The organism is Yokenella regensburgei ATCC 49455 (assembly GCF_000735455.1).
GTDB classification, from domain to species: Bacteria; Pseudomonadota; Gammaproteobacteria; order Enterobacterales; family Enterobacteriaceae; genus Yokenella; species Yokenella regensburgei.
Genome location: NZ_JMPS01000032.1, coordinates 20,887 through 45,663, shown reverse-complemented (window position 1 = coordinate 45,663; position 24,777 = coordinate 20,887). Strand labels below are relative to the sequence as shown.

Genomic DNA, 24,777 nt, shown 5'->3' with positions numbered 1-24,777 from the left:
AGGAGAAGGACTGCGTGGAAATTTACGAAAACGAAAACGAACAAGTCGACGCGATTAAACGTTTCTTTGTAGAAAACGGTAAAGCGCTGGCTGTTGGGGTAATTCTCGGGGTAGGTGCGCTGGTTGGCTGGCGCTACTGGACGTCGCATCAGGCAGACTCTGCCAGAGAGACATCCCAGTCATATGAAACGGCGATTACCGCACTGAATTCAGGTAAACCTGACGCCATTGCGGCCGCTGAGAAATTCGCGGCGGAATCAAAAACCAGCTATGGTGCTTTTGCTTCTCTGGAGCTGGCACAGCAGTTTGTTGATAAAGGCGAACTTGATAAAGCAGAAAAACAGCTGCAGCAGGGGCTGACCGCCGCTTCCGATGATAATCTGAAGTCGGTCATCAACATGCGTCTGGCACGCGTTCAGCTGCAGCTTAAGCAGCAGGATGCCGCCCTGAAAACCCTCGACGGGATTAAGGGTGAAGGCTGGACCGCTATCGTCGCGGATCTGCGCGGCGAAATCCTGCTCAGCAAAGGCGATAAGCAGGGGGCGCGTACCGCCTGGGAAGCGGGCGTTAAGAGTGATGCTTCACCGGCGCTCAGCGAAATGATGCGCATGAAAATAAATAATTTGTCCATCTGAGAGGGACGCGATGCAATTGCGTAAATTACTTTTGCCAGGACTGCTTTCAGTAACGTTGCTGAGTGGTTGCTCTTTGTTCAACAGCGAAGAAGACGTTGTGAAAATGTCTCCGTTGCCGACTGTTGAAAATCAGTTTACGCCTTCTACCGCGTGGGATACCTCGGTAGGAAGCGGTATTGGTGACTTCTATTCCAACCTGCACCCTGCGTATGCCGATAACGTCGTGTATGCCGCAGACCGTAAAGGCACCGTTAAGGCGATGAACCTCGGTGACGGTAAAGAAGTCTGGTCCGTGAATCTGGCAGAAAAAGACGGCTGGTTCTCTCATGCTCCAGCACTGCTCTCCGGCGGCCTGACGGTCTCTGGCGGTCATGTTTATGTGGGTAGCGAAAAGGCTAAAGTTTACGCGCTCAATACCAGCGATGGTACCGTAGCGTGGCAGACGACCGTTGCCGGTGAAGCGATGTCGCGTCCGGTTATCAGCGACGGCATGGTGATTGTGCATACCAGCAACGGCCTGTTGCAGGCGCTGAACGAATCTGACGGTGCCGTGAAGTGGACCGTTAACCTCGATATGCCTTCTCTGTCGCTGCGTGGCGAATCTGCCCCGGCGGTAGCGTACGGCGCTGCCATTGTGGGTGGTGACAACGGGCGCGTGAGCGCGGTGATGCTCCAGCAGGGCCAGCTTATCTGGCAGCAGCGTATCTCCCAGGCAACCGGCCCGACTGAAATCGACCGTTTGAGCGACGTTGATACCACTCCTGTTATCGTTAACGGCGTGGTTTACGCGCTGGCGTATAACGGTAACCTGACCGCGCTGGATCTGCGCAGCGGCCAGATCATGTGGAAACGTGAGCTGGGCTCGGTAAACGACTTCATCGTCGATGGTGACCGCATTTACATGGTTGACCAGAACGATCGCGTGCTGGCGCTGACTACCGAAGGCGGCGTGACCCTGTGGACGCAAAGCGATCTGCTGCATCGTCTGCTGACCTCTCCGGTGCTGTACAATGGCAGCCTGGTGGTCGGTGACAGCGAAGGTTACATGCACTGGCTCGACCCGCAGAACGGCAGCTTTGTCGCTCAGCAGAAGGTCGACAGCTCTGGTTTCCTGACCGACCCGGTTATCGCTGACGGCAAATTGCTGATTCAGGCGAAAGGCGGCACGGTGTACGCAATTACGCGTTAATCCACGCGGGTTGTGAGTTATACTAGACGGCTCCTGGGCACCAGGGGCCGTTTGACTTTGTAAAACGGCGCGTGAAGCGACGTGATATTGAATTTGATGAGGCATTTAACATGGTACCTGTGGTCGCGCTTGTCGGGCGCCCTAACGTAGGAAAATCCACGCTTTTTAACCGCCTGACGCGTACCCGTGACGCGCTGGTTGCGGATTTCCCGGGTCTGACTCGTGACCGTAAGTACGGTCGTGCTGAAGTGGAAGGGCGTGAATTCATCTGTATCGATACCGGCGGTATTGATGGCACAGAAGATGGTGTAGAAACCCGCATGGCGGAACAGTCGCTGCTGGCGATTGAAGAAGCTGACGTCGTGCTGTTTATGGTGGATGCGCGCGCTGGCCTGATGCCGGCGGATACCGCGATCGCTAAGCACCTGCGTTCTCGTGAAAAACCGACCTTCCTGGTGGCGAACAAAACTGACGGTATTGATGCCGATCAGGCCGTTGCCGATTTCTGGTCTCTGGGTCTTGGCGAAATTTATCCGATTGCGGCCTCTCATGGTCGCGGTGTTACCAGCCTGCTGGAAACCGTGCTGCTGCCGTGGGTTGACGAAGTTAATCCGCCGGAAGAAGTCGACGAAGACGCTGAGTACTGGGCACAGTTTGAAGCCGAACAAAACGGCGAAGAAGTCGAAGAACCGGAAGACACGTTTAATCCGCAGGATCTGCCGATTAAACTTGCTATCGTCGGTCGCCCGAACGTAGGTAAGTCTACACTTACTAACCGTATTCTCGGTGAAGAACGCGTGGTGGTGTACGACATGCCGGGCACCACGCGCGACAGTATCTACATTCCGATGGAACGCGATGAACGTGAGTACGTACTCATTGACACCGCGGGCGTGCGTAAGCGCGGTAAAATCACCGATACGGTAGAAAAGTTTTCGGTTATCAAAACGCTGCAGGCGATTGAAGACGCTAACGTAGTGCTGCTGGTGATTGACGCCCGCGAAGGGATTTCCGATCAGGATCTCTCGCTGCTGGGCTTTATCCTCAATAGTGGGCGCTCACTGGTTATCGTGGTTAACAAGTGGGACGGTCTCAGCAACGAAGTGCGTGAGCAGGTAAAAGAGACCCTCGACTTCCGTCTGGGCTTCATCGATTTTGCCCGCGTACACTTCATCTCTGCGCTGCACGGTAGCGGCGTGGGTAACCTGTTCGAATCCGTACGCGAAGCCTACGACAGCTCTACCCGTCGCCAGAGTACCGCGATGCTGACCCGCATTATGAATATGGCGGCAGACGACCATCAGCCGCCGCTGGTGCGTGGACGTCGCGTGAAGCTGAAATATGCTCACGCCGGTGGTTACAACCCGCCGATTGTCGTTATTCACGGCAACCAGGTGAAAGACCTGCCGGACTCCTACAAGCGCTATCTGATGAACTACTTCCGCAAATCTCTGGACGTAATGGGGACTCCGATCCGCATTCAGTTCAAAGAGGGTGATAACCCGTTTGCGAACAAGCGTAACACCCTGACGCCGAACCAGATGCGTAAGCGTAAGCGCTTAATCAAGCACATCAAGAAAAGCAAATAACCGTTGCTGATTACTCTGAAACCCGCGCCAGCCGCGGGTTTTTTTATGCCTGTGCACGGCAAATTCTCGATCGCTTTGATGTCAATCAATATCCCTTTTTTGCCAACATAAAATCTGAGAAAGTAGACTGTTGTCGAGTTTTCATCTCAAAGTCTGCTTTTTGGTGCTAGAGAAAACTAGCGTCAGGTTATTATGGGATGAAATAACACTTCACCGACGGTAAGAATTGGCCAGATACATAACTGGTCAGCATACCTGTCGGCGTTTACTGCACCACAACACACCTTCCTGGGAGAATTATGCAATCCTCTGCTCATCAAAAAGAGAGCCGAACGTTCTTCGGTCACCCTTATCCGCTTGGCTCACTGTTCTTCACCGAAATGTGGGAGCGTTTCTCGTTTTACGGTATTCGCCCGCTGCTGATCCTGTTTATGGCGGCAACCGTCTATGAAGGCGGCATGGGGCTGGCACGCGAAAACGCTTCTGCCATTGTCGGTATCTTCGCCGGGACTATGTACCTGGCAGCGTTGCCGGGCGGCTGGCTCGCGGATAACTGGCTCGGCCAGCAGAAAGCCGTCTGGTACGGTTCTATCCTGATTGCGCTGGGACACCTGTCGATTGCGCTTTCCGCGGTCATGGGCAACAGCCTGTTCTTTATCGGTCTGATGTTTATCGTTATCGGCTCTGGCCTGTTCAAAACCTGTATCTCGGTGATGGTCGGTACGCTTTATAAGAAAGGCGATGCGCGTCGTGACGGCGGTTTCTCGCTGTTCTATATGGGCATCAACATGGGCTCATTTATTGCGCCGCTTATCTCTGGCTGGCTGATTAAAACCCACGGCTGGCACTGGGGCTTTGGCATCGGCGGTATCGGGATGCTGGTGGCGCTGGTTATTTTCCGCGTGTTTGCCGTTCCGTCGATGAAACGCTACGACCGCGAAGTTGGCCTTGATTCCACCTGGAACAGCCCGGTAGTAAAACGTAACGGCGTGGGCGCGGGCCTGCTGGCGGTGGTAGCTGCCATTGCCGTCATCGTGACGTTGATCATCCAGGACGTGATTGTGATTAATCCGGTTGCGGTCGCCAGCACGCTGGTTTACGTGATTGCGGCCTCCGTGGCGCTCTACTTTATTTACCTGTTCATGTTCGCGGGGCTCAACCGTAAAGAGCGCGCCAGGCTGCTGGTCTGCTTTATCCTGCTGGTTTCTGCGGCGTTCTTCTGGTCTGCGTTTGAGCAGAAGCCTACGTCGTTTAACCTGTTTGCAAACGACTATACCAACCGCATGATCGGCGATTTCGAAATCCCTGCCGTGTGGTTCCAGTCCATTAATGCGCTGTTTATTATTCTGCTGGCGCCGGTATTTAGCTGGGCCTGGCCGATGCTGGCGCGTAACAACATTCGCCCGAGCAGCATTACCAAGTTCGTTATCGGCATTCTGTGTGCGGCAGGGGGCTTTGGCCTGATGATGCTGGCGGCGCAGAACGTGCTCAGCAACGGTGGGGCGGGTGTTTCTCCGTTCTGGCTGGTGGGCAGCATCCTGATGCTGACCCTGGGTGAACTGTGCCTGAGCCCGATTGGCCTTGCAACCATGACGCTGCTGGCGCCGGAAAGAATGCGTGGCCAGATGATGGGGCTGTGGTTCTGTGCCAGTGCGCTGGGTAACCTCGCGGCCGGTCTGATTGGTGGTCATGTGAAAGCCGATCAGCTTGATATGCTGCCAGATCTGTTCGCCCGCTGCTCTGTGGCGCTGCTTATCTGTGCGGCGGTACTGATTGTGCTGATCGTGCCAGTGCGTCGTATGCTGGCTAACGCTCAGACGAGCAGCGAGCAGAAACCGGTGACTAACGTCTGATATCATGCCGAAGCGGCCGGGGCTGGAATGATGCCCCGGCCTTCGCGCAACGTGGTAAAATGGGGACAGCGTAATTCACCCGAGGAGTTGTGATGTCGATAATCTGCCCGGATTGCCATGCAGAGCTGGAGCCGCAAAACGGCCTGGCGCATTGCGAAAACTGCCATAAAGATATCAATCTGGAAGCGCGTTGCCCGGAGTGTCATCAACCACTCCAGGTGTTAAAAGCCTGCGGAGCGGTAGATTATTTCTGCCAGAACGGCCATGGGCTGATCTCGAAAAAACGCGTTGAATTCGTGCCGGTTTAAACCGGCTTTTTCTTGCGCGTTTTCTTCACCGGCGTAATGCCGGTCACTTCACTGGCTATCCAGCCGTCAGCTACGCGCGTATTCAGCGTATCTCCCGCCTTAACCTGTTTGGTTTGCTTCAGCGCTTTTCCGTCGGCTGCGGTCGTCACGCTGTAGCCGCGCGCGAGCGTTGAGAGCGGACTGACGGCTTCGAGATGGGTAACGGCATTGCCGAAGCGTTCGCGGGTGACGCTGAGCTTATCGCGAAGCGTTTGCGCCAGGCGGTACTCCAGCTGCTGAATGCGTGTTTGAGCACGGTGAATGCGTGGCTGCGGATTATGCTGGTTCAGACGCTGCTGCGTGCGGAGCTGGCGCTGCCTGGCGCTCTTCAACTGGTTTTCCATCGCCTGATTCATTCGCTGACGCAGGCGTTCCAGCAGCGTTTGCTGACGTGCGAGGCGCAGCTGCGGATGCTGTTGCTGCAAACGATGGTGAAGCTCGGTGAAGCGGCGATGGCGGTGCGCCAGGTAATAGTCCATCGCCATTTCCAGACGCTGCTGCCCGCTTTGCAGCTGACGTAGCAGTTCAGCCTGGTTGCGGCTGACTATCTCTGCCGCAGCCGAAGGGGTTGGTGCACGCAGGTCGGCAACGAAGTCGGCGATGGTGACGTCGGTTTCATGGCCGACGGCGCTGACCACCGGGATGCGGCTGGCAAAAATTGCCCGCGCCACGCGTTCATCGTTAAAACTCCATAAATCTTCAAGCGCTCCACCGCCACGACCGACAATCAATACGTCACATTCGCCGCGCTGGTTGGCAAGCTCAATGGCGCGAACGATTTGCCCTGGGGCATCGTCACCCTGTACGGCAGTCGGGTAAATAATGACCGGTAAGGAAGGGTCGCGCCGTTTTAGTACGTGAAGAATGTCGTGCAGCGCCGCACCGGTTTTAGAGGTCACCACGCCGACGCAGGTGGCCGGGGAGGGTAGTGCCTGTTTAAACTGCTGCTCGAACAGCCCTTCAGCGGCAAGCGCAGCTTTAAGCTGTTCATACTTCTGCTGGAGTAAGCCTTCACCCGCTGGCTGCATGCTTTCGACAATAATCTGATAGTCGCCGCGCGGTTCATACAAAGTGATGTTGGCGCGGACTAATACCTGTTGCCCGTGCTGCGGTCGAAACGTCACCCGACGGTTGCTGTTGCGAAACATCGCGCAGCGCACCTGGGCGTTATCGTCTTTGAGGGTGAAGTACCAGTGACCGGAAGCGGGTTGGGTGAAGTTAGAGATTTCGCCGCTGATCCACACCTGTCCCATTTCTTGTTCCAGCAGCATTCTGACCGTCTGGTTGAGGCGGCTGACAGTATAAATTGCGGGGGATTGGGAGGGTAACATGTGAGCGAGATCAAATTCTAAATCAGCAGGTTATTCAGTCGATAGTAACCCGCTGGCAGGGGAGCGCAAGTATTTTTTGCAAAAAAGTGTAGATGCAATCGGTTACGCTCTGTATAATGCCACGGCAATATTTAATATCACCCCAGGTAGAGATATTGCCCATGCTACGTATCGCCAAAGAAGCACTGACGTTTGATGACGTCCTCCTCGTTCCCGCTCATTCCACCGTTCTGCCGAATACCGCTGATCTCGGTACCCAGCTTACGAAAAACATTCGCCTGAACATTCCTATGCTTTCTGCAGCAATGGATACTGTGACTGAAGCGCGTCTGGCTATTGCCCTGGCGCAGGAAGGTGGCATCGGCTTTATTCATAAAAACATGTCTATCGAACGCCAGGCGGAAGAAGTTCGCCGCGTGAAGAAGCATGAATCCGGTATCGTCACCGACCCGCAGACCGTCCTGCCGACGACTACACTGCGTGAAGTGAAAGAACTGACCGAGCGTAATGGTTTTGCTGGTTATCCGGTAGTGACCGAAGCCAACGAGCTGGTGGGTATCATTACTGGCCGTGACGTCCGCTTCGTGACCGACCTGAACCAGGCCGTCAGCGTTTACATGACTCCGAAAGAGCGTCTGGTGACCGTTCGCGAAGGCGAAACTCGTGAAGTTGTGCTGGCGAAGATGCACGAGAAGCGCGTTGAAAAAGCGCTGGTGGTGGACGACAGTTTCCACCTGCTCGGCATGATCACCGTTAAAGATTTCCAGAAAGCAGAACGTAAACCGAACGCCTGTAAAGACGAGCATGGCCGTCTGCGCGTGGGTGCCGCGGTTGGCGCAGGTGCGGGTAACGAAGACCGCGTTGACGCGCTGGTTGCCGCAGGTGTTGACGTGCTGCTGATCGACTCCTCCCACGGCCACTCCGAAGGCGTTCTGCAGCGCATTCGTGAAACCCGTGCTAAATACCCGAATCTGCAAATCATCGGCGGTAACGTCGCGACGGGCGCTGGCGCTCGTGCTCTGGCAGAAGCCGGTTGCAGCGCGGTGAAAGTTGGCATCGGCCCTGGCTCTATCTGTACTACCCGTATCGTTACCGGTGTTGGTGTTCCGCAGATCACTGCGGTTTCCGACGCGGTTGAAGCGCTGGAAGGTACCGGTATTCCGGTTATCGCTGACGGCGGTATCCGTTTCTCCGGTGATATCGCGAAAGCCATCGCTGCAGGCGCTGCTGCTGTCATGGTGGGCTCCATGCTGGCGGGTACCGAAGAATCTCCGGGTGAAATTGAACTCTACCAGGGGCGTTCCTACAAATCTTACCGTGGAATGGGCTCCCTGGGCGCGATGTCCAAAGGCTCTTCCGACCGTTACTTCCAGAGCGATAACGCTGCTGACAAACTGGTTCCGGAAGGGATCGAAGGTCGCGTTGCCTATAAAGGCCGCCTGAAAGAGATTATTCACCAGCAGATGGGCGGCCTGCGCTCCTGTATGGGTCTGACCGGTTGTGGTACTATTGACGAACTGCGTACTAAAGCGGAATTCGTACGTATCAGCGGCGCGGGCATTCAGGAAAGCCACGTTCATGACGTGACTATCACCAAAGAATCCCCGAACTACCGTCTCGGATCTTAATGATTTCTGCGCCCGGTGCTTTCACCGGGCGCTGACTTTTACTCATTGCCATTTGCCTCGGAACAACCGTCAATGACCGACAATATTCATAAACATCGCATTCTTATCCTCGATTTTGGTTCTCAGTACACTCAGCTGGTCGCGCGCCGCGTGCGTGAGCTTGGCGTTTACTGTGAGCTGTGGGCCTGGGATGTGACTGAAGCCCAGATCCGTGAATTCAATCCAAGCGGTATCATTCTTTCCGGTGGCCCGGAAAGCACCACTGAGCAGAACAGCCCACGCGCGCCGGAATACGTATTTAACGCAGGCGTACCGGTGCTTGGCGTATGCTACGGCATGCAGACCATGGCGATGCAGCTCGGTGGCCACGTTGAAGGTTCTAACGAACGTGAATTCGGCTACGCGCAGGTTGAAGTGAAAACCGACAGCGCGCTGATTCGCGGCATCGAAGACGCACTGACCGCTGACGGCAAACCGCTGCTGGACGTCTGGATGAGCCACGGCGATAAAGTTACCGCTATCCCGGCTGACTTCGTGACCGTAGCCAGCACCGATACCTGCCCGTTTGCCATTATGGCTAACGAAGAAAAACGCTTCTACGGCGTGCAGTTCCACCCGGAAGTGACTCACACCCGTCAGGGCCTGCGCATGCTGGAGCGTTTCGTTCGCGATATCTGCCAGTGTGAAGCACTGTGGACCCCGGCTAAGATCATCGACGACGCCGTTGAACGTATCCGTGAACAGGTTGGCGACGATAAAGTGATCCTCGGCCTCTCCGGCGGCGTTGACTCTTCTGTCACCGCAATGCTGCTGCACCGCGCGATTGGCAAAAACCTGACCTGCGTCTTCGTCGATAACGGTCTGCTGCGTCTCAACGAAGCAGAGCAGGTCATGGACATGTTCGGCGACCACTTCGGTCTGAACATCGTTCACGTGGAAGGCGAGCAGCGCTTCCTGGACGCGCTGAAAGGCGAGAACGATCCGGAAGCGAAACGCAAAATCATCGGTCGCGTATTCGTTGAAGTGTTCGACGAAGAAGCGCTGAAGCTGGAAGACGTCAAATGGCTGGCGCAGGGGACTATCTACCCTGACGTTATCGAATCTGCCGCTTCTGCTACCGGTAAAGCACACGTCATCAAATCTCACCACAACGTGGGCGGCCTGCCGAAAGAGATGAAGATGGGTCTGGTTGAGCCGCTGCGTGAGCTGTTCAAAGACGAAGTACGTAAAATCGGTCTGGAGCTGGGCCTGCCGTACGACATGCTGTTCCGTCACCCGTTCCCGGGTCCGGGCCTCGGCGTTCGCGTACTGGGCGAAGTGAAGAAAGAGTACTGCGACCTGCTGCGTCGCGCGGACGCTATCTTCATTGAAGAACTGCACAAAGCCGATCTGTACAACAAAGTGAGCCAGGCGTTCACCGTGTTCCTGCCGGTCCGTTCCGTTGGCGTGATGGGCGATGGCCGTAAGTACGACTGGGTGGTTTCCCTGCGTGCGGTAGAAACCATCGACTTCATGACGGCGCACTGGGCACACCTGCCGTATGATTTCCTTGGCCGTGTATCCAACCGCATCATCAACGAAGTGAACGGTATTTCCCGCGTCGTGTACGACATCAGCGGCAAACCGCCAGCAACGATTGAGTGGGAATAATCCCCCACAAATAGCATCAGGCGGCCATGTGCCGCCTTTTTTATTTCAAGGAAGCAGATTAGCGCTGAGGGGTTGTCTCGGTGGCAGGCTGGCTGGATTGCTGGGCTTCTTTTTTATCCTGGTGGTGGTACCAGGCGCCGACGGAGGAGTAGACGAAGCGGCCAAAGAAGAAAAAGAAGCTGATGAGGAGTACGATCCGCGTCATTCGACCGTTAAATCGATGTCGTTTTCGCATACTGGTGGCCTGGCTCACAAAGGGTTCCTTGAAAAATACCCGCATTCGGGCGATAGCGATATTAAGGCATAGTGTGACTTCAGGGTCAACGTTGAGGGATGTAAAAATATATCGCCCAAACATTAGTTTATGTTATGTAAACTAATTAATAAATTCACATCCTTGATTTTTATGGCGATCTGAAGCAAGAAAATTCTAAATTATAAATTCGAGCTGCTATTTTTTTGACTTATGTCAAACACCCCATATGGGCGCCTACTAGAATCTTCCATCCGTACCGCGCAGCAGTTGGTTTCGCGGGAAATATGGTCAGGTTGGATGCCTGTCTGAATATACCCGTCAGGATATTGGGTAATCCGTCGAGCATCTATGAATTTGTTCACGTTATATCGTAATTACCGGGATAAATGGTGGGCGTTACCGCTGATTATTCCGCTGGTATTACTTCCTGTTATTAATCTTGCTAATACGTTTACCCCACTGGAAGGTGGGATCGTCGCACTGTATTACCTGCCGCTGGCATTTATGCTGAGCCTGATGCTCTTTTTCGGCTGGGCAGCGCTGCCTGGAATGTTCCTTGGATTGTGGGTGCATACCACCCGTGGCCTGTCCCTGGGTGAGTCGCTGGGCGTGACCCTCCACTTTCTGATCCCGGTCATTCTGAGCTGGGGCGGATACCGGGCCAGCGTGCCTCGTCGTCACCACGTGTCCCACGGTAACGTCCGCTTGATGTCGCAGCGTTTGTTCTGGCAGATGTTTTTTCCGGCAACGATATTTCTCGTGCTGTTTCAAATTGCGGTTTATCTTGGCCTGCATCCCAGCCGCGAGCAAATGGAAGGTATTAGTCCGCTGAGTCTGCGTACCTTGATAAACTATCAGGCGCTGCTGGTGGGGTGTATTACCGGGGTTCCGCTCTGTTATTTGTTGATCAGGATTATTCGTCACCCGATATATCTTCGCGGATATATTTCCCAGATCCGTCTGCAGTGTGACCCGAAAGTAAAATGGCCTGAAATTCTGCTGTGGGCAGCCGCACTTATTGTGCTGATGGGGATGCTGCTGTGGCCGATGAATACCAGCAGTACGATTTTTAATACAAATTATACGCTGTCATTATTATTACCAGTGATGCTCTGGGGAGCCATGCGGTTTGGTTATCGCTTTATGTCGCTGGTCTGGACGCTGGTACTGATTGTTTCTATTCATTTTTATTATCGCTATTTGCCCGTTTATCCGGGCTACAGTAATCAGTTAGCCATTACCTCATCGAGCTATCTGGTGTTCTCATTTATCGTGGTGTATATGGCCATGCTGGCAACGCGTCAGCGCCTGACCCACGAGCGGGTACGGCGGATGGCATTCCTCGACCCGGTGGTACACATGCCAAACCTGCGGGCGCTGAATCGCTCGTTGGCGATGACACCGTGGTCAGTGCTGTGTTTCCTGCGGGTACCGGAGCTGGAGGTGCTGGGACGCCATTACGGCGTCATGATGCGGATCCAGTACAAACAGAAGATCGCCGAGTGGCTAAAAGTCGTGATGGAAGAAGACGAGCAGGTCTACCAGCTCTCCGGCCACGACCTGGTTATCCGTCTTAATACGGAAGGCTATCAGCGTCGTATTGAGCAGCTCGATGAGCGGGCGAAGCAGTTTCGCTTTAGCTGGGACGGGATCCCGCTACAGCCGCAGATTGGCATCAGCTACTGCTACGTTCGCTCTCCGGTTACTCACCTTTATTTGCTGCTCGGCGAGCTCAGCACCATTGCCGACCTTTCGTTGACTACTTTTCATCCGGAGAACCTGCAGCGCCGCAGTGCAATGCATCTGCAGCAGGGGCTGAAAGATAAAGTGGTGATGATGAATCAGATCCAACAGGCGTTAGAGCAGGATAAATTTCGTCTGATGGCGCAGCCTATCATGGGGGTTCGCGGCGATAACTACTTTGAGATCCTGCTTCGGATGGAAGGGGAGGAGGGCCAGTTGCTGAGCCCCGATAACTTCCTGCCGATAGCCCATGAGTTTGGCCTGTCGTCGCGCATTGATATGTGGGTGCTGGAGCAGACGCTGGCCTTTATGAGCCGTCATCGTCAGGAACTGCCGGGCGTTCGCTTTGCTATCAATCTGTCGCCTTTTACCGCCTGCGGTACACAGGTGGCTAAAACCGTTCAGCGGCTGCTGAAAACCTGGTCGGTTGAGCCCTGGCAGCTTATCTTTGAGCTGACGGAAAGCCATTCGCTGGCGCATCCGGAACAGGCTCGCCAGACCATGGCGGAGTTACAGGAGCTTGGGTGCCGGGTAGCAATAGACGATTTTGGAACCGGCTACGCCAGCTACGCACGGCTTAAAAACGTCAGTGCCGACATCCTCAAAATTGACGGCAGTTTTATCCGCAATATTGTCGACAGCAGCCTCGATTATCAGATTGTGGCCTCTATCTGCCATCTGGCGAGGATGAAGAAAATGCTGGTGGTCGCGGAGTACGTAGAAAACGAAGAAACCCGTCAGGCGGCGATGTCGCTGGGGATTGATTATCTGCAGGGCTACGGCATTGGCAAACCAGAACCGCTGGAGAGTCTGGTTGCCAGTGCCGATGTGAACGCCGCTTAGGCGGCGATCACCGGAGCATCTTCCTCTTTAATCTTAAGCCACCAGCCGGTCACCGACTCCCAGTACTGCTGCTCTTTCTCCAGATCGAGCAGTACCAGGGAGTTCTGGCTGAACCAGTCATGAGGGAAGCAGAGCGTCCAGTGGTGGGCTTCCGTCGTCAGGGTCAGCGTGGGGGGCGTGGTTGTCGCCTGACGCTGATTGTTCAGCAGCACGCCGAGGCGTAGCAGCTGGATCATCGGCAGGAACTGCTTTTTCTTAAACAGCGTAAAGCGCGGGATCTCATCGAGCTTGATGGCTTTGCGGTGGCAGCGCACCAGCGTCGCCATCAGCGTTTGTTGCTCCTGGTTAAAGCCCGGCAGATCGCTGTTTTGCAGAATGTAGGCCGAGTGGCGGTGCATTCCGCTGTGATTGATGTTGAGCCCCACCTCGTGCAGCATCACTGCCCATTTCAGCAGCGCTGCCAGCTGCGGGTTGGCGAGTTTTGGGTTTTGCGCTTCCCACTGATCGTACATCTGCATCGTGGTTTCCAGCACGCGGCGCGCCTGTTCCCGGTCGATGTTGTAGTGGTTCGCAAGGCTCTGCGCCGTACGGCTGCGAATATCCTGATGGCGGAAACGACCTTCCATCTCATACAGCACGCCTTCGCGCAGCGCGCCGTCGGACAGCCGTAGCTCTTTAATCGCCAGCGCATCAAACACGCCGCAGAGGATAGCGAGCCCCGGCACGAACACCGCTTTACGCTCGTCAGAGAGCCCCGGCATGCTGAGCGCTTCAAAGTTTTTATGTTTCAGTAATTCGTCTACCAGCATTTCAAGACGTTCAGGCGTCACGAAACCGTCTTTTTCACCCATCGCCAGCAGCACCTCGTGGGCAGCTTTGATGGTGCCGGAAGCGCCGAGGGCGACATTCCAGCCGTGAATGCGATACTGCCAGGAGAGGGTCTCCAGCTTCTGGCTTGCCGCGAGGCGCGCACGCTGAAAGTTCTCTTTGTTGATAACGCCGCCCGCGAAGAACATCTGCGCGAAGCTCACGCAGCCCATGCGACGGCTTTCTACCAGTTGGGGTTCGAAGTCTTCACCAATGACCATCTCGGTGGAGCCACCGCCGATGTCGATAACCAGCTTGCGGCCTTTTTCCGGCTGGGTATGTTCTACCCCCATGAAAATCAGTCGCGCTTCTTCGTTACCCGAAATAATTTCGATGGGATAAGGGATAACCTTTTCCGCACGTTTAAGAAATTCCTGCGCATTCAGCGCCACGCGCAGCGTGTGTGTACCCACAATGCAGACGCTGGAGGGGGAGAATCCCTGCAGTCGTTCGGCAAAGAGGGAGAGGCAGCTAAGCCCACGTTCCATCGCTTCTTCGCTGAGCATGTTGTTTTCATTCAGACCATCAGCCAGATGTACTCGTTGCTTCAGGCGGCCAATAATCTGCATCGCGCCGTCAACCACGCGGGCGATGACCATATGAAAACTGTTTGAACCGAGATCTACCGCGGCGAATTCCTGTGGCCGCGGGGAGTTGTCGTGTATGGGCATAGGTTAATCGGGTTGCTCAAGTGATTTGATATAGTCATAAATCGCTAATTGTGCGCGTACTTTACGGCGATTACCGCGTGGAACATAGCGATTACTCAGTTCTTTATCAACATAACGCGCCTTTACAGTGTCGCTGAACAGGAGATCGATAATATCGAGGATCTGCTGTTTGAGGCGCGGGTCAAGCAGCGGCGCCGCCACCTCAATACGATAGTCGATGTTACGCGTCATCCAGTCGGCGGATGAGAGATACACGTTTTTATCGCCACCGTTCTCAAAAATATAGATCCGATCGTGTTCAAGGTAACGGTCCACGATGCTAATTACGCGAATATTCTCGCTGATGCCCTCAAGCTCCGGGATGAGCGAGCACATGCCGCGGATCAGCAGGTTAACCGGTACGCCGGAGCTGGAAGCGGCATACAGCCGGTCAACCAGCCCTTTGTCCACGAGGTTGTTGAGCTTGAGCGTAATGCCGGAAGGCAGGCCGTTCTGCGCGTTGGCAATCTCTTTGTCGATCATCTCGTACAGCAGGCGGCGCGAGTTTTGCGGCGACACCAGCAGATACTCGAAATTCACCGGGCGGTACGGGTTTTCGATAAAGTTGAACACCCGGCGTACCTCGTTGGTGATGCGCGCATCGGCGGTCAGCAGCGAGTAGTCGGTATAAATACGCGCGGTTTTCTCGTTAAAGTTACCGGTGCCGATGTGGGCGTAGCGCACCACGTCATCACCCTCTTTACGCGAGATAAGGAACAGCTTGGCGTGAATTTTAAGGCCGGGCGCTGAGAAGATAACGTGCACCCCGGCGGCGGTCAGACGCTTCGCCCAGTGGATGTTGGCTTCTTCGTCGAAGCGCGCCTGCAGCTCCACGACCACGGTAACTTTTTTGCCGTTATGCGCCGCGTGGATCATGGCATCAATAATGCGTGAGTCTTTGGCGACGCGGTAAATATTGATTTTGATAGCCAGCACGCTCGGGTCGAACGACGCCTGACGCAGCAGTTCCAGCACGTGCTCAAAGGTGTGGTACGGATAGTACAGCAGCACGTCGCGTTCACGGATAGCGTCAAAGCCGTTGCGGAATTTATCAAACCACAGGTGACGCAGGCGAGGCAGCGGCTTGTTCACCAGATTGCCCTTGCCAACATTCGGGAAGCTAATGAAATCTTTAAAATTGTGGTACCGTCCGCCCGGGACGATGGAGTCAAGACGCGAAATAGTCAGCTTTTCACGCAGCATTTCGACCATCGCATCCGGCATATCGCGCTGGTAAACAAAACGCACCGGCTCTGCGGTGAGGCGTTGTTTCAGGCTTGAGGACATCAGCTCCATCAGGCTCGATTCCATCTCGTGAACGAGGTCATACTCGGCATCACGGGTCATCTTCATCGAGTAGGCATTCAGCGCATCGTAATCGAAGAAGCCTTTGAAGATGTCATCGAGGCAGTAGCGCAGGATGTTGTCCAACAGGATCATTGGTTTGCGGCGGCGCGGGGTTTCCGGCGGCAAATTCACAAAGCGCGGGACTTTATCTGACGGAATTTCAAGCAGCGCATATTCGATGTTATCGCCGCGAATAATCTCCACCGCCAGATAGGTGTAATCATCTTTCAGGAACTGTACGAGGTCAGTTTCCCGGGTAATCAGGATCGGGGTAATGTGCTGGCGAAGATACTGCTTAAAGTAGTGACGCAGCCAGTTTTGCTGATTGACCGACAGCTGGCGTTCGTTAATCAGGAAAATTTGATTACGCGCCATCTCGAGCAGCAGCTCGTTATACAGGCTGTCAAACTCCTGATCCGCTTTCAGCACACGGGTCTGGATTTTACCTAACAGGTGTCGGGAATGGGCCGTTAAACCTTGTTCTTCACTGATGATAATACGGCGCTTAAGCTCGGCAAATCGAACTTTATAGAACTCATCAAGGTTGTTGGAATAGATGCCCAGAAAGCGCATGCGTTCAATAAGCGGGTTACTCTTATCGGCCGCTTCCTGGAGTACACGTTCGTTGAAGGATAACCAACTGAGTTCTTTCTCGATATAAAGCTTTTCCTGGCCCATTACTACTCACACTCCGGTTCGTTCACGGGACGCGGTAAATCCGTCTCCATGCTTATATTGCTAGCTTTGTCAGGCGATGTCCAACTGTGCCAGATAAGTATGACAGTTTTCCGGCATTACGCTGGCGCATAGCGAAAAAGTGAAGGGTTTCAGACGGTAATAGCGGGAATGGCCCGGGGCAAAGTACATACCACGGGCACAGAGGAGGCATTATTCGGCGGCGTAGCCCTGCGGCGGCAGCGGGTGACCATCCATCCAGGCCTGACCATCACGCATTTGCAGTCGGCCATCGACAAACCAGCTTATGACCAGCGGGTAAATCGCGTGCTCCTGCACTTGTACGCGGGCGGTGACGTCGTCTTCATCATCACCGGCAAATACCGGGACCTTCGCCTGCAGAATAACCGGCCCGCCATCGAGTTCGTCGGTGACAAAATGCACCGACGTACCATGCTCTTCATCGCCGTTCTCCAGCACCTGGCGGTGCGTGTAAAGACCTGGATATTTCGGTAGCAGAGAAGGGTGAATATTCAGCAAACGGCCCTGATATTGCGCAACAAACTCCGGGCTCAAAATGCGCATATAACCCGCGAGCACCACAATGTCCGGGGCGTAAGCATCGATTTCGCGGATGAGCTCGCGGTCAAAGGCATCACGGCTGGCAAACTGATTCGCCGCAAGTGCATGGGCGGGGATCCCGGCATCACGCGCGCGTTCAAGTCCGAACGCGTCGGCCTTGTTGCTGAATACGGCGCGAATAGCGCCGTTAATCCGTTGCTGTTCGCAGGCGTCAATGATGGCCTGCAGGTTGCTACCATTGCCGGAGATCAGCACGACGATATTTTTCATTCAATGACCACACGCTCTTCGGAATCGGAGTTTTTGATATACCCGATTTTCCACGCGTTTTCACCTTTCTCTTTGAGGAATGCCAGTGCTTTGTCTGCTTCTGCTGCCGGCAGGGCGATAACCATCCCGACGCCGCAGTTGAAGGTGCGATACATTTCGCGACGGCAGACGTTGCCGTTTGCCTGCAGCCAGTGGAACACCGCTGGCCACTGCCAGGAGGATTCGTCGAGTACCGCCTGAGTGTTATCCGGCAGGACGCGCGGAATGTTTTCCCAGAAGCCGCCGCCGGTCAGGTGGGCGATGGCGTGGACGTCCACTTCTTCAATCAGCGCAAGAATTGATTTCACGTAGATGCGGGTCGGGGCCAGCAGGTGGTCGGCCAGGCTTTGTCCGTCGAGCTGGGTAGCTTCCGGGTCGCACTTGCTGACTTCGAGGATTTTACGCACCAGCGAATAGCCGTTAGAGTGCGGGCCGCTGGAACCAAGGGCGATCAGCACGTCACCGTCGGCCACTTTGGAGCCGTCGATGATTTCAGATTTCTCAACTACGCCAACGCAGAAGCCTGCCACGTCGTAGTCTTCGCCGTGATACATGCCCGGCATCTCAGCGGTTTCACCGCCGACCAGCGAGCAGCCCGACTGCAGGCAGCCTTCGGCAATGCCGTTAATCACGCTTGCAGCGGTGTCGACGTCCAGCTTACCGGTGGCGTAGTAATCGAGGAAGAACAGCGGCTCTGCGCCCTGAACCACCAGATCGTTAACGCACATCGCTACGAGATCGATACCAATGGTATCGTGGCGTTTCAAATCCATCGCCAGACGCAGCTTGGTGCCTACGCCGTCGGTACCGGAAACCAGCACCGGTTCACGATATTTCTGCGGCAGCGCACACAGCGCGCCAAAGCCGCCGAGCCCTCCCATGACCTCCGGGCGGCGGGTTTTCTTCACCGTGCCCTTGATACGGTCGACCAGAGCGTTACCTGCGTCAATATCAACACCGGCATCTTTGTAGCTAAGAGAGGTTTTGTCGGTCACAGCGAAATCTCCACGCGTTTCTTGCGATAGAAGTAAAAAACGGCGCCATTCTAACAGCCAAAGCAAACGTTTGCGAGCCTGCTTTACGTTCATTTTTCATCAGCCGTTATTTTCTGCATTTCTGTCGATATCGTCCGTGAACTTGATACCGTTCACGAAAATGAAACCGGGTACATTCTTCTTCTTGCATCGTGGGCACGGGCACAACATCATTCACTGAAACCGGTTTCTGTGGCGTCAACATGACGCGAACATGCTGAAAGAGGGAATACGAATGTCTGGATTTAAAGCAGGATTCTTATGGGGTGGGGCGGTTGCGGCACATCAGCTGGAAGGCGGCTGGAAAGAGGGCGGGAAGGGGGTCAGCGTTGCGGACGTCATGACCGCCGGTGCGCACGGCGTTCCGCGACAAATTACCAACGGCGTACTGCCGGGGAAAAACTACCCAAACCACGAGGCGATTGATTTTTATCACCGCTACAAAGAAGACCTCAGGCTGTTTGCCGAAATGGGTTTTCGCTGCTTCCGAACCTCTATCGCCTGGACGCGTATTTTTCCGAACGGTGATGAACTGCAGCCAAACGAAGCCGGGCTACAGTTCTACGACGACCTGTTTGATGAATGCCTGAAGCTTGGTATTGAGCCGGTGATTACGCTCTCCCACTTCGAGATGCCTTATCACCTGGTGACCGAGTACGGTGGCTGGCGTAACCGTAAGCTGATTGATTTCTTTGTGCGTTTTGCCACCGTGGTTTTTGGGCGCTACCAGCACAAAGTGAAATACTGGATGACGTTCAACGAAATCAACAACCAGGCGAACTTCCACGAAGATTTTGCCCCGTTCACCAACTCCGGAATTCACTACCAGCCGGGTGAAGATCGTGAGCCGGTCATGTTCCAGGCGGCGCACTACGAGCTGGTAGCGAGCGCACTGGCGGTGCAGGCGGCGCGGAAAATCAATCCTTCATTACAGATTGGCTGCATGATTGCGATGTGCCCGATTTACCCGCTGACCTGCGCGCCGAACGACATGATGATGGCGATGAACGCCATGCACCGACGCTACTGGTTTACCGACGTTCACGTGCGCGGCAAATATCCGCAGCACCTGCTCAACTACTTTGAGCGTCGCGGATTTGAGCTTGATATTACCGCGGAAGACCACGCCATTCTGGCGAAAGGGGGCGTCGACTATATTGGTTTCAGCTATTACATGTCGTTTACCACCAAGGCGACGGAGGATAACCCAACCCTCGACTACGACGAATCCACAAGCCTGGTCGCAAACCCATACGTGCAGAAGTCAGACTGGGGCTGGCAGATCGACCCGGTTGGGCTGCGTTATTCGCTGAACTGGTTCTGGGATCACTATCAGCTCCCGTTGTTCATTGTGGAAAATGGCTTTGGCGCCATTGATGTGCAGGAAAGCGACGGTACGGTGAACGACCAGTACCGCATTGATTATCTCTCTGCGCATATCCGCGAAATGAAAAAGGCGGTGGTGGAAGATGGCGTGGATCTGATGGGCTACACCCCGTGGGGCTGCATCGACCTGGTATCCGCTGGCACCGGTGAAATGAAGAAGCGCTATGGCTTTATTTATGTCGATAAAGATAACGAGGGCCATGGCAGCCTGGCGCGTAGCAGGAAAAAATCTTTTGACTGGTATAAGAACGTGATTGCCAGCAATGGTAATGAACTTTAACTGCCAGGAGCGCTGGGCTTAACTGACCTGATGCGCTGATCTATAAAAAGCCGGAACGATGTCCCGGCTTTTTTTCGTATATTTTCTAATATGTAACGAGCTGTTAATCACTTTGCTTGATCGCGGTCAAGCATTACGGGTATGGCGTAATCCGAAAAAAGCGGTATAATCCCGCGATTTTTTTTGTGGCCGACACTCAGAGGAGTATGAGAATGAAGATCGTGGAAGTGAAACACCCACTCGTCAAACACAAGCTGGGCCTGATGCGTGAGCATGACATCAGCACTAAACGCTTTCGTGAACTGGCCTCTGAAGTCGGCAGCTTACTGACCTATGAAGCAACTTCTGATCTGGCGACCGAGAAGGTCACCATTGAGGGCTGGAACGGCCCGGTAGAAGTTGAGCAGATCAAAGGTAAGAAAATTACCGTTGTACCTATTCTGCGTGCCGGTCTTGGCATGATGGAAGGCGTGCTGGAGCACGTACCGAGCGCACGTATCAGCGTGGTGGGTATCTACCGTAATGAAGAAACCCTCGAGCCGGTACCGTACTTCCAGAAGCTGGTCTCTAACATCGACGAGCGTATGGCGCTGGTGGTTGACCCGATGCTGGCAACCGGTGGTTCCATGATTGCAACCATCGACCTGCTGAAGCAGGCGGGCTGCACCAGCATTAAGGTGCTGGTTCTGGTTGCTGCTCCGGAAGGTATCGCTGCGCTGGAGAAAGCGCACCCGGACGTTGAGCTGTACACCGCCTCCGTCGACCAGGGACTCAACGAGCACGGATACATTATTCCGGGGCTTGGCGATGCCGGCGATAAGATTTTTGGTACTAAATAAGTGATTCACTAAAAAGAGCCGACTTTAAGAGTCGGCTTTTTTTTGAGTAAAACAACACACTACTAATAACAACACAGAGGAAAACGCTATGACGCGCCGTGCTATCGGGGTGAGTGAAAGACCGCCGCTCTTACAGACAATCCCGCTTAGTTTGCAGCACTTGTTCGCTATGTTTGGCGCAACCGTGCTGGTGCCAGTCCTGTTTCACATCAACCCGGCTACCGTACTGCTGTTTAACGGCATCGGGACGCTGCTGTATCTCTTTATCTGTAAAGGCAAAATTCCGGCCTACCTGGGATCGAGCTTTGCATTTATCTCCCCGGTGCTGCTTTTGCTGCCGCTGGGTTATGAAGTGGCGCTGGGCGGCTTCATTATGTGCGGCGTGCTGTTCTGTCTCGTCTCGTTTATTGTGAAAAAAGCGGGTACCGGCTGGCTGAACGTCATGTTCCCACCGGCGGCGATGGGTGCCATCGTCGCGGTTATCGGTCTGGAGCTGGCGGGCGTTGCGGCGAATATGGCGGGTCTGCTGCCAGCGGACGGACAGTCGGCAGATTCCAAAACCATCATCGTGTCGCTGGTGACTTTAGGCGTCACCATTTTTGGCTCCGTGCTGTTCCGTGGCTTCCTCGCCATTATCCCCATCCTGGTGGGCGTACTGGTGGGTTACGCGCTGTCGTTCTCAATGGGGATGGTCAACACCCAGGCGATTGCCGACGCACACTGGTTCGCCCTGCCAACGCTGTACACCCCGCGCTTTGAATGGTTTGCCATTTTCACCATTTTGCCTGCGGCGCTGGTGGTGATTGCCGAGCACGTAGGGCATCTCGTGGTCACGGCGAATATTGTCAAAAAAGACCTGATCCGCGATCCGGGTCTGCATCGCTCCATGTTTGCGAACGGTTTCTCCACCATCATCTCCGGCTTCTTTGGCTCAACGCCAAACACCACCTACGGGGAAAACATCGGCGTGATGGCGATCACCCGCGTATACAGCACCTGGGTTATCGGCGGCGCGGCAATCATCGCGATCCTGCTTTCCTGCGTGGGTAAACTTGCCGCGGCGATCCAGATTATCCCGATCCCGGTGATGGGCGGCGTGTCGCTGCTGCTGTACGGGGTGATCGGTGCTTCCGGTATTCGTGTGCTGATCGAATCTAAAGTCGACTACAGCAAAGCACAGAACCTGATCCTGACCTCTGTGATCCTGATTATTGGCGTCAGCGGCGCGAAGGTGCACATCGGTGCCGCAGAGCTGAAAGGCATGGCGCTGGCCACCATCGTGGGCGTGGCGCTGAGCCTTATCTTTAAGCTTATCAGCGTACTGCGTCCGGAAGAGACAGTACTGGATGCAGAAGACAGCACCGAAGTGAAGCATTGATCCTTTAACCGGGCGGGATCCTCGCCCGGTTCTCTCCCGCTATAAAACTGTGTTAAACTCTTCGCGTTTTTGTGTAAGCCCATGTTGAGGTCGCTCTGAACACACCGGCACAGCTCTCTCTGCCACTTTATCTACCTGACGATGAAACGTTCGCAAGTTTCTGGCCGGGCGATAACCCTTCTCTTCTTGCTGCGTTGCAGAATGTTCTGCGTCAGGAGCACAGTGGTTATATCTATTTCTGGTCACGCGAAGGCGCGGGTCGCAGCCATTTGCTGCACGCGGCCTGTGCAGAACTGTCGCAGCGTGGCGAAGCCGTAGGTTATGTTCCACTGGATAAACGCACGTGGTTTGTTCCCGAAGTGCTCGAAGGCATGGAACAGCTTTCGCTGGTTTGCATCGACAATATTGAGTGCGTAGCCGGGGACGAACAGTGGGAAATGGCGATTTTCAATCTCTACAACCGGATCCTCGAATCGGGTAAAACCCGCCTGCTGATTACCGGCGATCGCCCGCCGCGCCAGCTCAATCTTGGTCTTGCGGATCTGGCGTCCAGGCTGGACTGGGGGCAAATCTACAAGCTGCAGCCGCTGTCTGACGAAGACAAACTGCAGGCGCTGCAGGTACGCGCTCGGCTGCGCGGTTTTGAAATGCCGGAAGACGTGTGCCGGTTCCTGTTAAAGCGTCTGGACAGGGAAATGCGCACGCTGTTTATGACCCTCGACGAGCTCGACAAGGCCTCGATCACCGCTCAGCGCAAGCTGACGATCCCCTTCGTAAAAGAGATCCTCAAGCTGTAGCGCCATCCGGCAATATTGCCCGGCGGCGCTTCGCTCGCACGGGCCTAGCGCCCATCCTCAGCCAAATCATTAAGCAAATGCTGCATCAGCAGCGGGATCGGCCTGCCTGACGCCACGCTTCTCCCTCCTTCGCGCCATAAGGCCGTACCGCTGACGTCAAGGTGTGCCCATGGGATCTCCGGCGGGCAGAAGTGGTGCAGCAACCACGCCGCCGAAGCGCTGATCGCGGCGTTATTGGTCGGGGTATTACACAGGTCGGCAATCGCGCTGTCGGTCTGTTTTTTCAGTCTGGCATCCAGCGGCAGTGACCACACTTCATCCCCCGACTTTTTCCCGGCGTGGATGAGTTGCTCCCGTAACGTTTCATCCTGGGTCATCAAGCCGCTGAGCTCGTAGCCAAGCGCTTTCACCACCGCGCCGGTGAGCGTTGCCATATCGATAATGTACTGCGTTTTCGGGTGGCGCTGGCTCGCCCAGGCGATGGCGTCTGCCAGCACCAGCCGGCCTTCGGCGTCGGTGTTGTTGATTTCAACCGTCATGCCGTTGCAGGCCCGGGCGACGCTTCCGGGCTGCATCGCCTCCGGCCCGATGGCATTTTCAGCCAGCGCCAGTACGCCCATTACTCGCACCGGTAGCGCCAGGGCGGCGATGCTCTGCATCAGCCCCAGCACGTTGGCGGCGCCGCACATGTCGTACTTCATGGTGTACATGCCCGCGCCTTCTTTCAGCCACAGGCCGCCGGTATCGAAGGTGATGCCTTTACCCACGTAACTGCGTACCGGGCCTTCGGGGATGCCGTCATAATGGATAGCCAGCAGACGCGGCGGGCGCGATGAGCCTTTGCCTACGGCATGCAGCAGTCCCAGCCCCTGGTTGACGATGGCCTTTTCATCCAGCACTTCACAGCGAAGCGCAGGGTAGGCGGCGCACAGGCGCTGCGCTTCTTCCACTACGTACTGCGGTGTACATTGTTCGGAAGGTAAATCAGCCAGCCTGCGGGCGGCGATCATTCCCAGGGCAATGACATGCTGCTGGTGAACCCGCGTTTCCAGCTCTTCACGCTGCCCGGGAAGGCAGAACAGGTCGAGATGCTCGAAGCGCGGTTTATCGACCGATGTACGACGCAGGCCTAAATCCTCAAGGTTCCAGTCGAGGTTAAAAACAAAACGTAATGCCTGGGCGAAGGCGCTGGTATCGGCGGCGAGCGATGCATCAAGCAGCAGTCGCGGGGCAGTGGGTGCTTTACACAGCGGACGTAATGCGGCGGTGAGGCTGTCGGTTATCGGATCCTGCCACTCCTCTTTGGGGATAAGCGTGATCCGCGCGAAAGGTGCACAGCCAAAACAGGTGTCAGCCACTGTGCCTTTCAGCGCCCGCTGCGCCATGTCATCAATGAGCTGGTCGTTAGCCAGCGTCAACTGTGCAAGCAGGGGGCTGCCCGGCCAGCTGACCAGATGCGCCCCGTTGCAGAGGGCATCGGGTTCAGTGATTAAGCGATAATCCAGCATG

At 55.1% G+C, this 24,777-nt stretch carries 19 protein-coding genes; 12 read left to right on the top strand and 7 right to left on the bottom strand.

Features of this window, described 5'->3' with window-relative positions; translation table 11 throughout:
- The first annotated feature begins 14 nt into the window (after positions 1-14).
- From GYRE_RS09735 to GYRE_RS09715, 5 genes are all read left to right on the top strand, one after another.
- Positions 15-635 carry a YfgM family protein gene (locus tag GYRE_RS09735; protein ID WP_038255005.1) on the top strand — a complete coding sequence of 207 codons (621 nt, stop codon included), beginning with the start codon at positions 15-17 and terminating at the stop codon, positions 633-635.
- Positions 636-645: 10 nt separating this feature from the next.
- Entirely contained in the window at positions 646-1,824 is a 1,179-nt protein-coding gene (bamB, locus tag GYRE_RS09730) for an outer membrane protein assembly factor BamB (RefSeq protein WP_006821159.1), read from the top strand.
- 110 nt (positions 1,825-1,934) lie between these two features.
- Positions 1,935-3,413, top strand: coding sequence for a ribosome biogenesis GTPase Der (gene der, locus GYRE_RS09725; protein ID WP_038255003.1), 1,479 nt, complete (start codon positions 1,935-1,937; stop codon positions 3,411-3,413).
- Between the two features lie 299 nt (positions 3,414-3,712).
- Positions 3,713-5,266 carry a peptide MFS transporter gene (locus tag GYRE_RS09720; protein ID WP_038254941.1) on the top strand — a complete coding sequence of 518 codons (1,554 nt, stop codon included), beginning with the start codon at positions 3,713-3,715 and terminating at the stop codon, positions 5,264-5,266.
- A 92-nt stretch (positions 5,267-5,358) separates the two neighbouring features.
- Entirely contained in the window at positions 5,359-5,574 is a 216-nt protein-coding gene (locus tag GYRE_RS09715; protein WP_006821155.1) for a zinc ribbon domain-containing protein, read from the top strand.
- Here the strand turns inward: GYRE_RS09715 and xseA are convergent.
- The gene (gene xseA / locus GYRE_RS09710) at positions 5,571-6,944 is read right to left on the bottom strand and encodes an exodeoxyribonuclease VII large subunit (RefSeq protein ID WP_038254939.1); all 1,374 of its coding nucleotides are present in this window, start codon (positions 6,942-6,944) and stop codon (positions 5,571-5,573) included. The genes GYRE_RS09715 and xseA overlap by 4 nt on opposite strands.
- Before the next feature lie 161 nt (positions 6,945-7,105).
- Between xseA and guaB the strand changes: the two genes are divergently transcribed.
- Positions 7,106-8,572, top strand: a complete 1,467-nt coding sequence (gene guaB / locus GYRE_RS09705) for an IMP dehydrogenase (RefSeq protein WP_006821152.1) — start codon at positions 7,106-7,108, stop codon at positions 8,570-8,572.
- 72 nt (positions 8,573-8,644) lie between these two features.
- The gene (gene guaA, locus GYRE_RS09700; protein ID WP_006821151.1) at positions 8,645-10,222 is read left to right on the top strand and encodes a glutamine-hydrolyzing GMP synthase; all 1,578 of its coding nucleotides are present in this window, start codon (positions 8,645-8,647) and stop codon (positions 10,220-10,222) included.
- 58 nt (positions 10,223-10,280) lie between these two features.
- Here guaA and GYRE_RS23690 read toward each other — a convergent pair whose 3' ends face one another.
- Positions 10,281-10,475 (bottom strand): YfgG family protein, encoded by a 195-nt coding sequence (locus GYRE_RS23690; protein ID WP_071777556.1) that lies wholly within the window; start codon positions 10,473-10,475, stop codon positions 10,281-10,283.
- Positions 10,476-10,826: 351 nt separating this feature from the next.
- On the opposite strand from GYRE_RS23690, the gene GYRE_RS09690 reads away from it, so the two are divergent.
- Complete coding sequence (locus GYRE_RS09690; protein ID WP_006821149.1) at positions 10,827-13,064, top strand: sensor domain-containing phosphodiesterase; 2,238 nt, start codon at positions 10,827-10,829, stop codon at positions 13,062-13,064.
- Here the strand turns inward: GYRE_RS09690 and ppx are convergent.
- The 4 genes from ppx to purM all read right to left on the bottom strand — a co-directional run bounded on the left by ppx (position 13,061) and on the right by purM (position 18,549).
- Entirely contained in the window at positions 13,061-14,602 is a 1,542-nt protein-coding gene (gene ppx / locus GYRE_RS09685) for an exopolyphosphatase (RefSeq protein ID WP_006821148.1), read from the bottom strand. The genes GYRE_RS09690 and ppx overlap by 4 nt on opposite strands.
- Before the next feature lie 3 nt (positions 14,603-14,605).
- Positions 14,606-16,666 carry a polyphosphate kinase 1 gene (gene ppk1 / locus GYRE_RS09680; RefSeq protein ID WP_006821147.1) on the bottom strand — a complete coding sequence of 687 codons (2,061 nt, stop codon included), beginning with the start codon at positions 16,664-16,666 and terminating at the stop codon, positions 14,606-14,608.
- 210 nt (positions 16,667-16,876) lie between these two features.
- Positions 16,877-17,515, bottom strand: a complete 639-nt coding sequence (gene purN / locus GYRE_RS09675) for a phosphoribosylglycinamide formyltransferase (protein WP_006821145.1) — start codon at positions 17,513-17,515, stop codon at positions 16,877-16,879.
- Complete coding sequence (purM, locus tag GYRE_RS09670; RefSeq protein ID WP_038254999.1) at positions 17,512-18,549, bottom strand: phosphoribosylformylglycinamidine cyclo-ligase; 1,038 nt, start codon at positions 18,547-18,549, stop codon at positions 17,512-17,514. Before purM ends, purN begins: the two co-directional genes overlap by 4 nt.
- A gap of 274 nt (positions 18,550-18,823) precedes the next feature.
- Here purM and GYRE_RS09665 point away from each other — a divergent pair, with 274 nt between their 5' ends.
- The 4 genes from GYRE_RS09665 (at position 18,824) to GYRE_RS09650 (ending at position 23,268) form a co-directional block, all read left to right on the top strand.
- A complete protein-coding gene (locus GYRE_RS09665) occupies positions 18,824-20,254 on the top strand; it encodes a 6-phospho-beta-glucosidase (protein ID WP_038254937.1) in 1,431 nt (476 codons plus the stop codon).
- Between the two features lie 212 nt (positions 20,255-20,466).
- Positions 20,467-21,093: a uracil phosphoribosyltransferase gene (gene upp, locus GYRE_RS09660; RefSeq protein ID WP_038254935.1), complete on the top strand. Its 627-nt coding sequence runs from the start codon at positions 20,467-20,469 to the stop codon at positions 21,091-21,093.
- Positions 21,094-21,181: 88 nt separating this feature from the next.
- Positions 21,182-22,471 (top strand): uracil permease, encoded by a 1,290-nt coding sequence (gene uraA, locus GYRE_RS09655; RefSeq protein ID WP_006821140.1) that lies wholly within the window; start codon positions 21,182-21,184, stop codon positions 22,469-22,471.
- Between the two features lie 95 nt (positions 22,472-22,566).
- A complete protein-coding gene (locus tag GYRE_RS09650) occupies positions 22,567-23,268 on the top strand; it encodes a DnaA inactivator Hda (protein ID WP_071777554.1) in 702 nt (233 codons plus the stop codon).
- A gap of 44 nt (positions 23,269-23,312) precedes the next feature.
- Here the strand turns inward: GYRE_RS09650 and GYRE_RS09645 are convergent, their stop codons facing one another.
- A complete protein-coding gene (locus GYRE_RS09645; RefSeq protein WP_038254931.1) occupies positions 23,313-24,776 on the bottom strand; it encodes a leucyl aminopeptidase family protein in 1,464 nt (487 codons plus the stop codon).
- Between the last annotated feature and the right edge of the window lies 1 nt (position 24,777).